Source organism: Streptomyces griseoruber (assembly GCF_001514205.1).
Taxonomy (GTDB): domain Bacteria; phylum Actinomycetota; class Actinomycetes; order Streptomycetales; family Streptomycetaceae; genus Streptomyces; species Streptomyces griseoruber.
Genome location: NZ_KQ948763.1, coordinates 702802 through 718552 on the forward strand (window position 1 = coordinate 702802; position 15751 = coordinate 718552).

The following is a 15751-nucleotide window of genomic DNA, read 5'->3' on the forward strand; positions in this document are numbered from 1 at the left end:
CCGCCGTCCCCGGTCCCGGCCTCACCGCACTCGGCGAACAGCAGGCGGCCGCCCTGGTCGACGCCCTCGCCGGCGAGGACCTCGACGCGCTGTACGCCTCCACCCTCGTACGCACCCAGCTCACCGCCGCCCCCCTGGCCGCCGCCCGCGGCCTCGACGTCCATGTCCGCGACGGCATCCGCGAGGTCTTCGCCGGCGACCTGGAGATGCAGGCCGGCGAGTCCGCGCACGCCGCGCTCTACATGCGCACGGTGTTCGCCTGGGCCGCCGGCGACCTGGGCCTGCGCATACCGGGCGGCGAGAGCGGCGCCGAGTTCCTCGCGCGCTACGACGCCGTGGTCGCCGAGGCCGCCGCCGGCGACGCGTCCGCCGTCGCCCTCGTCAGCCACGGGGCCGCCATCCGCACCTGGACCGCCGCCCGCGCCCGCAACGTGGACGTCCCCTTCGCCGCCGCCCACGGGCTCGCCAACACCGGCACCGTGATCCTGGAGGGCGACCCCGCGTCCGGCTGGCAGGTCCTGACCTGGGCGGGCGCCGCGGTGCGGCCGGCGGGCGGGGGCGGCCCGGCGGGCGAGCCCGCCACCGGGGACCGGCGGGATTAAGAGTTTGCCGCCCGGCGGGGGCGGCCCGCAGAATGCCTCCTCATGGGACACCTGGAAGCCGCGCACCTCGAGTACTACCTCCCCGACGGGAGGGCGTTGCTCGGCGACGTGTCCTTCCGGGTGGGCGAAGGGGCCGTGGTCGCCCTGGTCGGCCCCAACGGCGCCGGCAAGACCACCCTGCTGCGCCTGATCTCCGGCGAGCTGAAGCCCCACGGCGGCACCGTGACCGTCAGCGGCGGCCTCGGCGTGATGCGCCAGTTCGTCGGCTCCGTACGCGACGAGACGACCGTACGCGACCTGCTCGTCTCGGTGTCCTCGCCCCGTATCCAGGACGTCGCGAAGGCCGTCGACAAGGCCGAGCACGCGATCATGACCGTCGACGACGAGGCCGCCCAGCTCCAGTACGCGCAGGCCCTCTCCGACTGGGCCGAGGCCCGCGGCTACGAGGCCGAGACCCTGTGGGACATGTGCACGACGGCGGCGCTCGGCGTGCCCTACGACACGGCGCAGTTCCGGCTCGTACGGACCCTCTCCGGCGGCGAGCAGAAGCGGCTGGTGCTGGAGGCCCTGCTGCGCGGCACCGACGAGGTGCTGCTGCTCGACGAGCCGGACAACTACCTCGACGTCCCCGGCAAGCGCTGGCTGGAGGAGCGGCTGAAGGAGACCCGCAAGACGGTCCTCTTCGTCTCCCACGACCGCGAACTCCTCTCCCGCGCCGCCGAGAAGATCGTCTCCGTGGAGCCGTCGCCCACCGGTGCCGACGCCTGGGTGCACGGCGGCGGCTTCGCCACCTATCACGAGGCCCGCCGTGAACGCTTCGCCCGCTTCGAGGAGTTGCGCCGCCGCTGGGACGAGAAGCACGCCCAGCTGAAGAAGCTCGTCCTGAACCTCCGTCAGGCGGCCTCCATCAGCCATGAGCTGGCCTCCCGCTACCAGGCCGCCCAGACCAGGCTGCGCAAGTTCGAGGAGGCCGGACCGCCGCCGGAGCCGCCGCGCGAGCAGGACATCAAGATGCGGCTCAAGGGCGGCCGCACCGGAGTAAGGGCCGTCACCTGCAAGGGACTTGAACTGACCGGCCTGATGAAACCCTTCGACCTGGAGGTCTTCTACGGCGAACGGGTCGCCGTCCTCGGCTCCAACGGCTCCGGCAAGTCCCACTTCCTGCGCCTCCTCGCCGGTGACGGAGTGACCCACACCGGCGAGTGGAAGCTCGGCGCGCGGGTCGTGGCCGGACACTTCGCCCAGACCCACGCCCACCCCGAGCTCCAGGGCCGCACCCTCCTCGACATCTTGTGGAAGGAGCACTCCCAGGACCGGGGCGCGGCCATGTCCCGGCTGCGCCGCTACGAGCTGACCCAGCAGGCCGAACAGGCCTTCGACAAGCTCTCCGGCGGCCAGCAGGCCCGCTTCCAGATCCTGCTCCTGGAACTGGAGGGCGCGACCGCGCTCCTGCTCGACGAGCCCACCGACAACCTCGACCTGGAATCCGCCGAGGCCCTCCAGGAGGGGCTGGAGGCCTTCGAGGGCACGGTCCTCGCCGTCACCCACGACCGCTGGTTCGCCCGCTCCTTCGACCGCTACCTCGTCTTCGGCAGCGACGGCCGGGTCCGCGAGACACCGGAGCCGGTGTGGGACGAACGGCGCGTGGAGCGGGCCCGGTAGGCGACGCCCGGGGGCCCGGGGGCCCGAATGTTCGTACAGTGGAGTGGACGCAGTAGGCGGAACGACGAGCGGGGCACCACCATGACCGGAGTCGACCCTGACCGGCTGGACGACCAGCAGCTCATGAAAGAGCTGGAGACGATCCACCGCACGCGCCACGACACCCTGCTGTACGGCTCGAACGACGCCCTGCGCGCCCACAACGACCGTATGGCCCAGCTGGAGGGCGAGTACCTGCGCCGCAACCCGGGCCGCTTCGTCGCCCCCGGCCGCACCCGCGACGGGGCCAGGGAGCGGCCCGTCGCGGCCGAGGGCGGCCGCGGCGCACGCCCCGTGACCGGGACGGTCGCGGCGCGCACTCCGGTCGGCAAGTGGGGGCCGGGCTCGACGGGCGGGGGCTCCGGGGCGACGTGAGCCGACCGGACGGCCGTCCGGGCGCGGGGCGGCCCCGGGATCCGCAGCCGGATCCCGGGGCCGCCCTGTTCAGTGCTGTGCCTTACTGGCCGCTGTCCTCGCCGCCATCGGCCTGTACGCTGCCGTTGCCGTTGCCGTTGATGCAGCTGTACTGGGCCCCGTTGTCCTGGTTGGCCGACCCGAGGCCGAGAAGCGCTCCGAGTCCGAGGTTCAGCTTCGAGAGGTTCACCAGGCCGACGTTGACCTCGCCCGTCTGGGTGCAGTTCTGGGCGTTGCCGTCCGAGCCGTTGGCGGAGGCGACTCCCGCACCGGCGAGGGTGAGGCTGCCGATCATTGCGGCCACGAGGCCGGCCTTGCGAAGCGTGCGCATTACATCCCCTTTGCTTTCTGGGTGTGTGTCTTGTGATGTAACTGAACGTTACGAGTGTGCACCGTATGTTACGATTGCACCTTTTGCACCCCAACACGCCGACCCATCCACGGCAACCACTGGCATGCCACCCGGGGGACACGGGAGCGCCGAAGTCACCCGTTCGGAACCGTGCGCAGACCTCACCGGCCGCTCGCGGCCACCGCCTCGGCCGGATCGGCCGTGTTCCTGCCCCACCCCCCCGTCCGCACTCACCCGTGTGGCGGGTCCCCGTCCCGCCAATGGACCGCGGCCGCGCGCGGCCGCGGTCGTCTGCGGCTGTGATGAGGGCGGGGCGTGAACGCCGTGCCCCGTCCTCGCCGGCCGAAGGAGCCGTCCCATGCGCCGCACCGCCCCCTTCCTCCTCGCCGCCGCCCTGCTGGTCGCCGCCGGGCCGGTCGCGGTCGCCGATCCGGCGGCCGAGGTCGGCCCCGGCAGCGCCGACCCCGGGGGCAGCGTCACCGTGTCGGTCTCCTGCGACCCCCTCGGCGGCACCGCCCCGGAGACCCTGGACGCCGCCTCACCGGCGTTCTCCGAGGGGACCGTCAAGCTGACCAAGGTCCCCGGCGGCGACGAGACGGCCGCCGGGCCCACCTACCAGGGCAGCGCCCACGTCGCCCCCGACCTCGGCGAGGACGACGGCGGGCTCGGCCCGGACACCGCCTGGACCGTCGACGGCACCTGCCCGGCACCCCCCGGCGGCCAGGGCAGCCCCTGGAGCGCCACCTTCGACGTCAACCGGCCCACCCCCGCAGGCGGCACCACCGCCGCAAGCGGGGGCGCGGGCCTGGACGGGGGTGTCGGCGCGGGTAGCGGCGCGGGTGCCGGCGCGGGTGTCGGCGGGGGTGCCGGCGGGGGCGGTGTACCGCCCTGCCCCCCGGCCCCCGGCCAGAGCGCCTCCTCCTGCGACGGCGGCCGCACCTGCCCCCACGGCAACCCCTGCCCCACCGCCCGCCCCACGGAGCGGCCCACCACCCCGGCCACCGTCGAGCACGGCGTACGGGCCGGCACGGGCGGTACCTTCCGCGACTCCGTGCCCGCCCTCGTCGCCGGCGGACTGCTGATCGCGGGCGCGTTCGGCGCCGCCGCCCACCGCCTGCTGCGCCGCCGCAGGACCCCGGCGGACGCCTGACCCCGCCCCACGGTCCGGCCCCGCTGTGACCGGCGCGACGCGGGCGGGCGGCCATGGGGCCGGGACCCACGGGGTACACAGAGCGCGGGGGCACGACCCGCCCCGTACGAGACGGCACACACCACCGGCACCCCGGGCACCGCACCCCACGCGGCCCGGCGGGCGCCGGCATCCGGCACCAGGGACGTACTGCGCGGAGGACCCCATGCGGCGCACGGAACCGGAAGGCCACGGGCCCGTCCGCTACGGCCCACCGCTCCCGCCCGACGGACTGCCCGTCCTCCCCGAACTCGCCGACGTCCTCGCCCGGGCCGCCACGCGCGCGTACGGCGAACCCGTCGGCGGCGGCCCCGAACTCCTGGACGCCGCCCGCGGCCACCTGGAACGGCGCGGCGCCCCCGCCGGGCCCGGCCGGACCGTCGCCGCGCCCGGAGCGCCCGCGCTGCTGGTCGCGCTGACCGCCGCGCTCGGCGGCGACGTCCTGGTGCCCCGGCCCTGCGCGGCCTGGTGGGCGCCGTACGCCCGCCTCCTGGGCCGTCCCGTCTTCCACGTGGCGACGCCCGCCGAGTGCGGGGGCGTACCGGACCCGTACGCCCTCCTGGAGACCGTGCGCCGGGTGCGCGCCGAGGGCGGCGAGCCGCGGCTTCTGGTGCTGTCCGTCGCCGACGACCCCACCGCCACCGTCGCCCCGCCCGAGGTGCTCCACGAGGCCGTCGAGGCCGCCGCCGGGGAAGGCCTGCACCTGGTCAGCGACGAGACCTGGCGCGACACCCTGCACACCCCGCACGACACCGTACTGGTCGGTCCCGCCGAGATGCTGCCCGAGCGGGTCACCGTCGTCACCGACCTGGCCGGCGCGCTGCTGCCCGGCGGCTGGCCCGCCGCCGTCGCCCGGCTGCCCGCCTCGGCCGCCGGGGACGACCTGCACGCGCGCGTCCTCGACGTCCTCACCGCCCTCGACGCGCGCGTGGCCGCACCCGTCGCCGCTGCCGCCGCGTACGCCCTGGCCGAACCCGAACCGGTCGCCGCGCGTGTGGCCGCCACCGTACGGCTGCACACGCGCGTGGCCCACGCGCTGCACGCCACGGTCGTGGCCGCGGGAGCCCTCGCCCTGCCGCCGCGGGCCGGACGCCACCTGTACGCCGACCTGGGCCCCCTGCGGGAGGCGCTCGCCGCGCGCGGTGTGGGCGACGCACAGGACCTGGAGGACTTCCTCACCGCCCGGCTCGGCATGCCCGCCCCCGGCGGCCACCGCTTCGGGGACGACCTCGGCGCGCTGCGCGTACGGCTGTCCACCGGCTCCCTGCTGGGCGGCACGGACGCCGAACGCGCGGAATGCCTCACCTCGCCCACGCCGTTGGAACTGCCACACGTGCAACGCGCGTTGACGCTTCTGAGGTCGGTCTTCGACGATCTCCGTGACGACGCTCAGCGACGGGAGCCTCCTCGATGACGCAGCAGTCCGAGTCGACCACCACCACCGCCGGACCCGTGCCCCCGCAGGACACCGACACCCTGGTCCCGCCCCCTTTCCCCCCGCTCGCCGAGCCCCGCCCGCTGGGCGAGCGGCGGGTGTGGCCGCGCACCTTCCACGACCGGCTGACCGCCCCGCTGCCCGGTCTCAAGGCCCTCGCCCGCTTCGCCCGCGAGGGCTCCGTACGCCCCGGCAGGGAAGGTCTCGCCGACGTCCCCCGGCTGCCCGTCGCGCCCGCCCCGGTGCCCCGCGCGGACGCCGGCACCCTCGCCGTCACCTGGGCGGGACACGCCAGTTGGGTGCTCGGCATCGGCGGACTCACCGTCCTCACCGACCCGGTCTGGTCGCGCCGCATCCTCGGCACCCCCGCCCGCATCACCCCCGTCGGCGTCCCCTGGGAGGACCTGCCGCCCGTCGACGCGGTCGTCATCAGCCACAACCACTACGACCACCTGGACGCGCCGACACTGCGCCGACTCCCGCGCGACACCCCCGTGTTCGTGCCCGCCGGACTCGGACGCTGGTTCCGGCGGCGCCGGTTCACGGCCGTGACCGAGCTGGACTGGTGGGAGGCGGCCGAACTGTCCGGCGTCCGCTTCGACTTCGTCCCCGCCCACCACTGGTCCAAGCGCACCCTCCTCGACACCTGCCACTCCCTCTGGGGCGGCTGGGTGCTCACCGCCCCCGACGGACAGCGCCTGTACTTCGCCGGCGACACCGGCTACGGCCACTGGTTCTCCCGCATCGGCCGCCGCCACCCCGGCATCGACCTCGCCCTGCTGCCCATCGGCGCCTACGACCCCCGCTGGTGGCTCAGCGACGTCCACTGCGACCCCGAGGAGGCCGTCCGGGCCACCCTCGACCTCGGCGCCCGCCGCATGGCCCCCATGCACTGGGCGACCTTCGTCCTCTCCGCGGAACCGGTCCTGGAACCCCTGGAGCGGGTACGCGCCGCCTGGGAGAAGGAAGGCCTGGCCCGCGACGACCTGTGGGACCTCCCCATCGGAGGCTCACGCCTGCTGCACCCCCCTCAGGGGCGCGGGGAACCGCGCGACCGGCCCCAACCGGCCCGCAGGTGACCACGGCCTTCCTCCGGCCTCACCCGGCGGAGCGGAACCTCCGCCACACACTCGGCGCCGCGCTGATCAGAACGGTCAGCGCGACCGCCGTCACCACCCCCTGCCACGGCTCCGGAAACAACGAACCACCCAGAATCCCGATCAACTGATAAGTGAGCGCCCACGCCAGACAGGCCGGCAGATTGCCCCGCACGAACCGCCGCAGCGGCCAGTCCGCCATCAGACAGGCCAGCATCACCGGTATCCGGCCCGCCGGCACCAGCCGCGACAGCACCAGCACCGCCACGTCGTGCTCGGCGAGCCGCGTCTGCGCCTGCTCCAGCCGCTGCTCCGGCGCCCGCGCCCGGATCGCCTCCAGCCAGCGCGAGCCGTTCCTCGAGCGCATCCCGCGCCGCCCCAGCCAGTACAGGGTCGCGTCCCCGAGGAACGCCGCCAGCGACGCCGTCACGAACACCAGCGCCAGCGAGAACGGCGCGGTCTGATGAAACGCCACCACCGCCGCCGAACTCACCAGCGCACCCGTCGGCACCACCGGCACCAGCGCCCCGATCAGCACCAGCAGGAACAGCGACGGATAGCCGATCGCCTGCTGCGTGGACTCCGCCGGTACGACCGTCGTCGCGGCCGCGGCGAGCCACCACCTCACCGCACGACCTCGGGGCGCACGCTCTCGCCGTGTTCCAGCCGGTGCACCGTCACGCCCGGCGCACGCAGCGCCGCGAGGCGCACGAACTCCTCACCCGGCGCATGGAACTCATGGGGGCGCACGGCGTCCATCCCGATCGGCCAGTACGTGCCGTAGTGCACCGGCACCGCGCTCCCCGGCGCCAGCCGGGCCAGCGCCTCGGCCGCCCGGCCCGCGTCCAGATGCCCCTCGCCCAGGTACGGGCCCCAGCCGCCCACCGGCAGCAGCGCCACGTCGACCGGCCCGACCTCGCGCACCATGTCCTCGAACAGCCCGGTGTCCCCGGCGAAGTAGGTGCGCGCCTCGCCCTCGATGACATACCCGAGCGCGGGGGAGCGGTGCGGGCCCACCGGCAGCCGCCGCCCGTCGTGCCGCGCGGACACCGCCCGGATCCGCACCCCGCCCACCGAGGTCACCTCCCCCGGCTCCACCTCGCTGACCTGGAGATGCGTCAGCCGCCGCAGCCCCGGTACGGCGCGCGGCGCACCCCGGGGCACCAGCAGGCGCGTGCCCGGCGCGAGACGCGCCAGCGAGGGCACATGAAGATGGTCGGCGTGCAGATGGGAGACGACCGCCACGTCCGCCCGCCACGCGGCCGACGGGGGGAGCACGCCCCGGCGGCGCCGCAGATGCGCGAGCCGGCGCACGAACAGAGGGTCGGTCAGCACGCGCACGTTCGCATCCTCGACCGTACAGGTCGCGTGACCCCACCAGGTGATCTCCACCGGCACCCCTTTGCCTCCTTCGCGCGACTCCCCCGAAGCCTACGGGCAGGAGTAGGGTCGGCGGCGAAACCCGGAGGTGAGGGGGACGCCATGGGACCGGTGCGGGTCACGGCGATCGCGAGTCTGACGCCGCTCGAGGAACTGGACGCCGATCCCTTCCTGGTGGACTCCCGCAGCCAGCACGCGATGTGCGCGCGCTGGGCCGCCCAACGCGGCTACACCGTCAGCCGCGAACTGCTGGTGCGCGCGCTGCGCGCCGACCACTGCGTGCTCTGGGACGGGGTGCGGCCCGGCGTCGACCTGTTCGTCGCCCCCAGCCGCCGGGTCCTCGAGAGCGCCCTGTCGGACGTCGAGGAGTTCACCGAGGAGTGCGCCCGCCGCGGGGTCCGCGTGGAGACCGTCGGCTACGCCGAACCCGCCTACGACGCCCAGATGAAGGCCCGCGTCCACCGGCGGCTGTCGATGCCCACGGCCGGCTACGACGGACGGTGAGGACGCCGACCGGGCCGGTTGTCAGTCCCGTGTGACAGGGTGGACGACGGCCCCTCCTTTCGGCGTCGGGGCCGGAAGACGAGGTGACCGGGGCGTGCGTGGGGTGCGGTGGCGGCGGGCCGTCAGCCAGGCGGGGCGGAGCCTTGCCGTGTGGGCCGTCTCCACGCTGACGATGCTGGTGCTCGCGGGGATCCTGCCCGACTTCCGGCTCCAGTCCGCCGACGGCGACAGCGCCACCACCATCGCCGTCACCGCGGCCGTCGGCGCCGGCGTCTTCGGTCTCCTCTCTGCCCTGGTCTGGCCCCTCCTGGTCCGTCTCCTGCTGCTGGTGCCGGCGCTCGTCCTCGGCCTGCTGGTGTTCTTCCTCAACGGCTCCCTGCTGCTGATAGCGCTGCGGCTGACCCCCTCCGGACAGACCGAGGCCGCGCCCGAGACCGCCGTCATCGTCGCCGCCGTGATGTCCGCCGTCGCCTCCGCGACCGGCGGCGCCCTCGCCGTCCGCGACGACGACGCCTACCGCCGCCGCCTCTACCGGCTCGCCGACCGCCGCCGCCGGGGCGGCCCGCCCTGCGCAGCCACCCCGGGCACCGTGTTCCTCCAGCTCGACGGCGTCGGCCACGACGTGCTGTCCGCCGCCGTCGACAAGGGCCTGATGCCGACGATCGCCACCTGGCTCGGCCGGACCCCGGGCACCGGCCCGGCCTCCGCCACCGACGGCCGACCCGGCCCGGGGCCCCGCCCCACCCACCGCCTCACCCCCTGGCACACCGACTGGTCCAGCCAGACCGGCGCCAGCCAGCTCGGCATCCTGCACGGCAGCAACCACGACGTGCCCGCCTTCCGCTGGTACGAGAAGGACAGCCGGGAGGTGATGGTCTGCAACCGCCCCACCAGCGCCGCCGAACTCCAGCGCCGCGCCGTCGAGCGCACCGGCGACGGCGGACTCCTCACCCTGGACGGCGCCAGCCGCGGCAACCTCTTCGGCGGCGGCGCCGACGAACAGGCCCTCGTGCTGTCCATCGCCACCCGCAGGCGAGGCCGCGAGACCCGCTCCCGCGCCGGCTACTTCGCCTACTTCTCCGACCCGGCCAACGCCGTGCGCACCGCCCTGTCCTTCGTCGCCGAGGTGGTCCGCGAGATCGCCCAGTCCACCCGCGCCCGGCTGCGCAAGGAGCGCCCGCGCGTGAGCCGCGGCGGCCTGTACCCGTTCGTCCGCGCCTTCGCCACCGTCGTCGAACGCGACGTCGTCGTGGCCGCCGTCATGGGCGACCTGCTCGCCGGCCGCACCGCCGTCTACGCCGACCTGGTCGCCTACGACGAGGTCGCCCACCACTCCGGCCCGCTCGGCCGGGACACCGAACAGGTCCTCGGCCGCCTCGACCGCGCCCTCGCCCTGATCGAGAAGGCCGCCGAGCACGCCCCCCGCCCCTACCGGATCGTCGTCCTGTCCGACCACGGCCAGAGCCCCGGCGAGACCTTCCGCGCCCGCTACGGCCTCACCCTCGGCGACCTGGTGCGCGCCGGCTGCGGGCTGCCCGTGCCGCGCCGCGCCGAACACACCCACAGCGGTGCCGAGGCCCGCGCGGCTGTCCGCGCCGCACTGCGCCGGCCCGTCGAGGAGAGCGGCGAACGGCACCGCCCGTCCGGCCGCCGCTCCGAGCCGATCGTGCTCGCCTCCGGGAACCTCGGCCTGATCTCCTTCCCGGACGTCCCGCACCGGATGACCAAGGAGGAGATCGACGCCCGTCACCCCGCCCTGCTGTCCACCCTCGCCAACCACCCCGGCATCGGCTTCCTCCTGGTCCGCAGCGAGGAGCACGGCGGCGTCGTCCTCGGCGCGTACGGCGCCGAGACACCCCTGGCCCGGCTCGACGACGACCCCGGCCCGCTGGCCCCCTTCGGACCCGGCGCCGCCGACGCCGTGCGCCGCACCCACTCCTTCCCGCACACCGCCGACATCATGGTCAACTCCTTCCACGACCCGGCCGACGGCGAGGTCCTCGCCTTCGAGGAGCAGATCGGCTCCCACGGCGGCCTCGGCGGCGCCCAGTCCAGACCCTTCCTGCTGTCCCCGCTCACCCTGTCCGTCCCCGTCGACGACAGCGGGCTCCTCACCGGCGCCGAACACGTCCACCGCGTCCTGCGCCGCTGGCTCCGCGAATCCGACGGACCCCAGATACCCCTGGAGCCGGCCCCGGAGGAGCGGGCCGCCTGAAAATCGGCTGCGCCGCCACGGCCGTACACCCACACTGGGCGGGTCGCACTCCCCTCCGGCCCCAAGGAGCAGCAGCGTTGCAGGCTGCCGTCACCGTCACGCCCTCCCGCATCCCCGAACTCCTCCTCGGCCTCGCCACCGTGCGGCCGGTCTTCCTCTGGGGCGCCCCCGGCATCGGGAAGTCCTCCCTGGTCCGGGAGTTCGCCGAGTCGCTGGGACTGGAGTGCGTGAGCCTGCTCGGTACGCAGCTCGCACCGGAGGACCTGATCGGCGTACCCCAGATCCGCGAGGGACGCTCGGTGTTCTGCCCGCCGGAGGCGATCGCCCGAGACGAGCCGTACTGCCTGTTCCTGGACGAGCTGAACGCGGCCACCCCGGACGTGCAGAAGGCGTTCTACTCGCTGATCCTGGACCGCCGTATCGGCACCTACGAACTCCCCCAGGGCTCCATCGTCATCGGCGCAGGCAACCGCGCCACCGACAACGCGCTCGCCCGGCCCATCGCCTCCGCGCTCGTCAACCGCCTCACCCACGTCCACCTGGAGGCCTCCCCGAGGGACTGGCTGGCCTGGGCGGCGGCCCACGGCATCCACCCCTGGGTCCTCGACCACCTCACCGACCGGCCCGACCACCTGTGGTCCAAGCCGCCGAAGACCGAGGAACCCTTCTCCACGCCCCGCTCCTGGCACATGCTCTCCGACGCGCTGCACTCCTTCGGCCAGGGCCTCGACGAGGACACCCTCAGGGTCCTCGCGCACGGCACGCTCACCCCCGCGCACGCCACCGCCTTCTGCGGCTACGTCAAGATCGTCCGCAGCCGGTACGGCATCGAGGCCGTCCTGCGGGGCGACGCGCCCTGGCCGCACCGCGTCGAGGACCGCGACCTGCTCTACTACCTCGCCGACTCCTTCCGGGGCCGGCTGGTCAAGGAACTCCCCGCCGTCAAGGAGCACATGTCGGCGAACGGCCGGCAGACCGCGTACCGCGCCAAGTCGCTCCTCGTGCAGCTCGCCGAGATCTCCGTTGAGGTCGCCCAGACCGTCATCGCCTCCGACACCGACGGCAACCCCGTCCTGCCCTCCTGGTTCCTGGTCGAGGCGGCCCGCGACATGCCCCGGCTGGTGGAGGCACGGCGATGAGACGGACGCAGGAGGGGCGATGAGCCGGGGCGGGCGGGGCAAGAAGAAGCGGGACCTGGCGGCGGAGGCGTTCGCGGAGGGGCTGCGGCTGATGCACGCCAATCCGGCCCTCGACGCCGTCGCGTTCAGTGTGTGCCGCGAGGAGGAGTGTAAGTCGGCGCCCCGGGACGGCCTCGTCCGGGCCGACTCCGACGGCACCCTCCACGCCCACCCGGCCCGGATCGCCGACCCCGCCGTCTGGGCCTGGTCCCTCGCCCACGCCGCCCTCCACCTCGGCTTCGGCCACCTCCCGGCGGCCGAGGGCGCCCGCGTCCAGCCCGACCGGTACGACATCGCCGCCCGCTGCACCGTCGTCAACCGCTTCCTGCTCACCTTCCCCGTCGGCAGACCCCCCGAGGAGCAGCCGCTCACCCACCCCGACGGCGACGAGGAACAGCTCGCCGCCCGCTGGCGCCGCGACGGCCTCCCCACCGCCTACCAGCACTGCGGCACCGCGGGCCCGGACCCCGACCAGCTGCTGCTGCCCTGGGACACCTGGCGAGGCGGCCGGCCCCCCGACCGGCAGCTCGCCTTCGCCACCGCCCTCACCCGGACCGTGTCCGCCGCCATGGACATGGCCGGCGGCCGGCGCGCCTCCCTCGACGACGACCTGGACCCCGCGCGCCCCTGGGAACGGGCCCTGAGCTGGTTCATCTCCTCCTACCCGCTGCTCGGCGGCATCGCGGCCGGCATCACACTCGTCCCCGACGCCGAGCTCGCCCGCGCCCACGGCATCCAGATCGCCGCCGTCGACGCCGAGGCGGGCGAGATCTACCTCAACCCGCTGTACCGGCTCGAGGACGACGAATGGCGGTTCGTCCTCGCCCACGAGATGCTGCACGCCGCCCTGCGTCACGGCGACCGCTGCGGCACCCGCGACCCCTACCTCTTCAACGTCGCCTGCGACTACGTCATCAACGGCTGGCTGCGCGAGATGCAGATCGGCACCATGCCCGACGGACTGCTGTACGACCCGGAGCTCGCCGGTCTGTCCGCCGAGGAGGTCTACGACCGCATCGCCGGCGATCTGCGCCGCCTGCGCCGTCTGTCCACCCTGCGCGGCAGAGGCGTCGGCGACGTCCTCGGCGGCCCCCTCGGCCCGCCCCGCGACTGCGTCGACCTCGACGGCTTCTACCGGCGCGGCCTCGCCCACGGCCTCGACCTGCACCAACGGGAGGAACGCGGCCTGCTCCCCGGCGGGCTCGTCGAGGAGATCCGCGCCCTGAGCCATCCTCCGCTGCCCTGGGACGCCCGGCTGGCCCGCTGGTTCGACGAGTTCGTCCCCCGTCCGGAGCCCGTACGGTCGTACGCCCGCCCCGCGCGCCGCCAGGCCTCCACCCCCGACATCCCGCGCGCCGGACGGTACTTCCCGCCCGAGGAGACGCCCCGCTGCACCTTCGGCGTCGTCCTGGACACCTCCGGCTCCATGAACACCGCCCTGCTCGGCAAGGCCCTCGGCGCCATCGCCTCCTACGCCGAGGCCCGCGACGTACCCGCCGCCCGCGTCGTGTTCTGCGACGCCGCCCCGCACGACGCCGGCTATCTCCCCGTCACCGAGATCGCCGGCCGGGTCAGGGTGCGCGGCCGCGGCGGTACGGTCCTGCAGCCCGGCATCGACCTGCTGCACCGCGCCGACGACTTCCCGCGCGACGCTCCCGTGCTGGTCATCACCGACGGCTGGTGCGACGTCCTGCGCATCCGGCGCGAGCACGCCTACCTGATCCCGCAGGGCGGCCGGCTGCCGTTCACGGCTCAGGGGCCGGTGTTCCGGGTGCGGTGAGCCAGAGTGTGATCGGATGGGGTCCACGGAAACCCGTCCGACGGGAAACCCACGCGAAAGGAACAACCGTGGCCACCACGCGCTCCGCTCACACCGTCTGGGAAGGCAACCTGCTCGAGGGCAACGGCGTCGTCACCTTCGACTCCTCCGGCATCGGTCAGCAGCCGGTGTCGTGGCCGTCGCGCGCCGAGAAGGCGAACGGCAAGACCAGCCCCGAGGAGCTGATCGCCGCCGCCCACTCCAGCTGCTTCTCCATGGCCCTGTCGCACGGGCTGGCCGGCGCGGGCACCCCGCCCACCAAGCTCGTCACCTCGGCCGACGTCACCTTCCAGCCGGGTGAGGGCATCACCGGCATCCACCTGACCGTCGAGGGCACGGTCCCCGGCCTCGACAACGACGCGTTCGTCGCCGCCGCCGAGGACGCCAAGAAGAACTGCCCCGTCAGCCAGGCCCTCACCGGCACCACGATCACCCTGTCGGCCAAGCTCGCCTGACCCGACAGACCCACCCCACCGGCCGGCACGCACCCCGCGTACCGGCCGGCGGCGCGCAGGGGCTGCGCGGGGCCGGTGCCGCACGCCCGGTGCGGCGGGCCGGGTGGCGGCACGGCTGGTGAGGCAGGACGGCAAGGTCACGCCGGTGGGGTGAGCGGGGTCCGGCAAAACGCGCGCAGCGGCCGATGGCGGGGGCCAGGAACACTGGCCGGTGCCGCACGCCCCGGACGCCGACGCCCTCCGCCCGCCCCGCGCACCACCCGGGTTCGGCGCGTTCGCGCCGCGGGTATACCCGCCCGGGCCGCCCGCACGACGGCCCCGCCGGGCGACGGAGGGAGGGCGCCGGTGCCGGACATCACCGATCATGAAGCGGTGCCCAGCCGCCCACAGCCCCCCGAACCCACCCCGCCCCGAGACCCCTCACCGCCTTCCACGCTCCCACCCTTCCCGGACACCCCACACCCCTCCGGACCTCCGCCGCCTGCGGACATTTCCCGGTCCTCCGAGCGCTCGCCGCTTCCGGGCACCCTGCGGTCCTCCGGACCCCCGCCGCTCCCGGGCACCCCCCAGCCCTCCCAGACCCCACGGTTCTCCCTCCCCCCGTCGCCGCCCGGGGGCCCGCGAGGGATCCCCGCCGTCTCCGCTCACCGCGGTGGTTCCGAGCGGGGGCGTGCCGCGACGTTGCGGGCGTACGAGGACGCGGTCGGCTCGGGAGCGGAGTACGCCGAGTTCGACATCCGCCGTACCGCCGACGGCGTCCTCGTCGTGCACCACGACGCCCGGGCCGGAGGCCCCACCGGACCGCCGGTCGGCCGGATCACGTACACCGAGCTGTGCGGGCGCGCCGGCTACGACGTGCCCGCCGTGGAGGAGGTGATGGCCCTGGTCGCCGGGCGGCTCGCCGGGCACCTGGACCTGAAGGAGACCGGCTACGAGCACGAGGTCGTCGACCGGGCGGTGGCCCTGCTCGGCCGGGACGGCTTCGTCGCCACCACCCTGGAGGACCGTTCCGTCGCCGCGATCACCCGGGCCTTTCCCGGGGTGCGCACCGCCCTGTCGCTGGGCCGCGACCGCCGCGAGGTCGGCTTGGCCCGGCTGGCCGCGACCCGGGCCGGCGAACTGTTCCCGCTGCGCCGACTGCGGGCCTGCGGCGCGCACGGCGTGGCCGTGCACCATCTCCTCGCCCGCGCCACCGTGCTGCGCCGGGCGGCCCGGCACGGCCTGTTCACCCTGGTGTGGACGGTCAACGACGACCCCGGACTGCGCCGTTTCCTCGCCGACACCCGGGTGGACGTCCTGGTCACCGACCGGCCCCGGCGGGCGGTGGCACTGCGCGACGAGACGCGACGGACCCTCGCTGAGGGGCACCCGCCCGAGGGTGCGGCCCCGACGCCCCATTGACAGAAACCC

General features: G+C 74.9%; 14 protein-coding genes and 1 pseudogene. 12 read left to right on the forward strand and 3 right to left on the reverse strand.

Annotation, left to right across the window (positions count from 1 at the left end; all coding sequences use genetic code 11):
• The 3 genes and pseudogenes from AQJ64_RS02955 to AQJ64_RS02965 form a co-directional block, all read left to right on the forward strand.
• On the forward strand, window positions 1-602 hold a 602-nt coding region (locus tag AQJ64_RS02955), incomplete at its 5' end, for a histidine phosphatase family protein (RefSeq protein WP_063808069.1).
• Window positions 603-644: 42 nt separating this feature from the next.
• Window positions 645-2264, forward strand: coding sequence for an ABC-F family ATP-binding cassette domain-containing protein (locus AQJ64_RS02960; protein WP_055638897.1), 1620 nt, complete (start codon window positions 645-647; stop codon window positions 2262-2264).
• Between the two features lie 27 nt (window positions 2265-2291).
• A pseudogene (locus tag AQJ64_RS02965) lies at window positions 2292-2561 on the forward strand (DUF6158 family protein); the annotation flags it as partial.
• A 199-nt stretch (window positions 2562-2760) separates the two neighbouring features.
• Here AQJ64_RS02965 and AQJ64_RS02970 read toward each other — a convergent pair.
• The gene (locus AQJ64_RS02970) at window positions 2761-3048 is read right to left on the reverse strand and encodes a hypothetical protein (RefSeq protein ID WP_055638898.1); all 288 of its coding nucleotides are present in this window, start codon (window positions 3046-3048) and stop codon (window positions 2761-2763) included.
• A gap of 379 nt (window positions 3049-3427) precedes the next feature.
• On the opposite strand from AQJ64_RS02970, the gene AQJ64_RS02975 reads away from it, so the two are divergent.
• The 3 genes from AQJ64_RS02975 to AQJ64_RS02985 all read left to right on the forward strand — a co-directional run bounded on the left by AQJ64_RS02975 (window position 3428) and on the right by AQJ64_RS02985 (window position 6772).
• Window positions 3428-4219 (forward strand): hypothetical protein, encoded by a 792-nt coding sequence (locus tag AQJ64_RS02975; RefSeq protein WP_059202380.1) that lies wholly within the window; start codon window positions 3428-3430, stop codon window positions 4217-4219.
• Between the two features lie 205 nt (window positions 4220-4424).
• Window positions 4425-5672 (forward strand): aminotransferase class I/II-fold pyridoxal phosphate-dependent enzyme, encoded by a 1248-nt coding sequence (locus AQJ64_RS02980; protein ID WP_055639204.1) that lies wholly within the window; start codon window positions 4425-4427, stop codon window positions 5670-5672.
• Window positions 5669-6772, forward strand: coding sequence for an MBL fold metallo-hydrolase (locus AQJ64_RS02985; protein ID WP_059202381.1), 1104 nt, complete (start codon window positions 5669-5671; stop codon window positions 6770-6772). The genes AQJ64_RS02980 and AQJ64_RS02985 overlap by 4 nt, the downstream gene beginning before the upstream one ends.
• 19 nt (window positions 6773-6791) lie before the next feature.
• On the opposite strand, the gene AQJ64_RS02990 is transcribed toward AQJ64_RS02985, so the two are convergent.
• Entirely contained in the window at window positions 6792-7418 is a 627-nt protein-coding gene (locus AQJ64_RS02990; protein WP_055638525.1) for a DedA family protein, read from the reverse strand.
• Window positions 7415-8188, reverse strand: coding sequence for an MBL fold metallo-hydrolase (locus AQJ64_RS02995; protein ID WP_055638526.1), 774 nt, complete (start codon window positions 8186-8188; stop codon window positions 7415-7417). Before AQJ64_RS02995 ends, AQJ64_RS02990 begins: the two co-directional genes overlap by 4 nt.
• Window positions 8189-8272: 84 nt before the next feature.
• On the opposite strand from AQJ64_RS02995, the gene AQJ64_RS03000 reads away from it, so the two are divergent.
• The 6 genes from AQJ64_RS03000 to AQJ64_RS03025 all read left to right on the forward strand — a co-directional run bounded on the left by AQJ64_RS03000 (window position 8273) and on the right by AQJ64_RS03025 (window position 15742).
• Window positions 8273-8674, forward strand: a complete 402-nt coding sequence (locus tag AQJ64_RS03000) for a hypothetical protein (protein ID WP_055638527.1) — start codon at window positions 8273-8275, stop codon at window positions 8672-8674.
• A gap of 94 nt (window positions 8675-8768) precedes the next feature.
• The gene (locus AQJ64_RS03005) at window positions 8769-10889 is read left to right on the forward strand and encodes a phage holin family protein (RefSeq protein WP_055638528.1); all 2121 of its coding nucleotides are present in this window, start codon (window positions 8769-8771) and stop codon (window positions 10887-10889) included.
• Window positions 10890-10966: 77 nt separating this feature from the next.
• Complete coding sequence (locus tag AQJ64_RS03010; RefSeq protein ID WP_055638529.1) at window positions 10967-12028, forward strand: ATP-binding protein; 1062 nt, start codon at window positions 10967-10969, stop codon at window positions 12026-12028.
• A gap of 19 nt (window positions 12029-12047) precedes the next feature.
• Window positions 12048-13847: a vWA domain-containing protein gene (locus AQJ64_RS03015; RefSeq protein WP_055638530.1), complete on the forward strand. Its 1800-nt coding sequence runs from the start codon at window positions 12048-12050 to the stop codon at window positions 13845-13847.
• Window positions 13848-13915: 68 nt separating this feature from the next.
• On the forward strand, window positions 13916-14341 hold the full coding sequence (locus AQJ64_RS03020; protein ID WP_055638531.1) for an OsmC family protein: 426 nt from the start codon (window positions 13916-13918) through the stop codon (window positions 14339-14341).
• 627 nt (window positions 14342-14968) lie between these two features.
• The gene (locus AQJ64_RS03025) at window positions 14969-15742 is read left to right on the forward strand and encodes a glycerophosphodiester phosphodiesterase family protein (RefSeq protein WP_055639138.1); all 774 of its coding nucleotides are present in this window, start codon (window positions 14969-14971) and stop codon (window positions 15740-15742) included.
• Window positions 15743-15751: the final 9 nt, after the last annotated feature.

What these genes read in the sequence shown, in the direction of transcription:
- AQJ64_RS03015 (WP_055638530.1), top strand. Translation starts at nt 12,048, where the DNA reads ATGAGCCGGGGCGGGCGGGGCAAGAAGAAGCGGGACCTGGCGGCGGAG.
- AQJ64_RS02985 (WP_059202381.1), top strand. Translation starts at nt 5,669, where the DNA reads ATGACGCAGCAGTCCGAGTCGACCACCACCACCGCCGGACCCGTGCCC.
- AQJ64_RS02970 (WP_055638898.1), bottom strand. Translation starts at nt 3,048, where the DNA reads ATGCGCACGCTTCGCAAGGCCGGCCTCGTGGCCGCAATGATCGGCAGC.
- AQJ64_RS02960 (WP_055638897.1), top strand. Translation starts at nt 645, where the DNA reads ATGGGACACCTGGAAGCCGCGCACCTCGAGTACTACCTCCCCGACGGG.
- AQJ64_RS03000 (WP_055638527.1), top strand. Translation starts at nt 8,273, where the DNA reads ATGGGACCGGTGCGGGTCACGGCGATCGCGAGTCTGACGCCGCTCGAG.
- AQJ64_RS02980 (WP_055639204.1), top strand. Translation starts at nt 4,425, where the DNA reads ATGCGGCGCACGGAACCGGAAGGCCACGGGCCCGTCCGCTACGGCCCA.
- AQJ64_RS02975 (WP_059202380.1), top strand. Translation starts at nt 3,428, where the DNA reads ATGCGCCGCACCGCCCCCTTCCTCCTCGCCGCCGCCCTGCTGGTCGCC.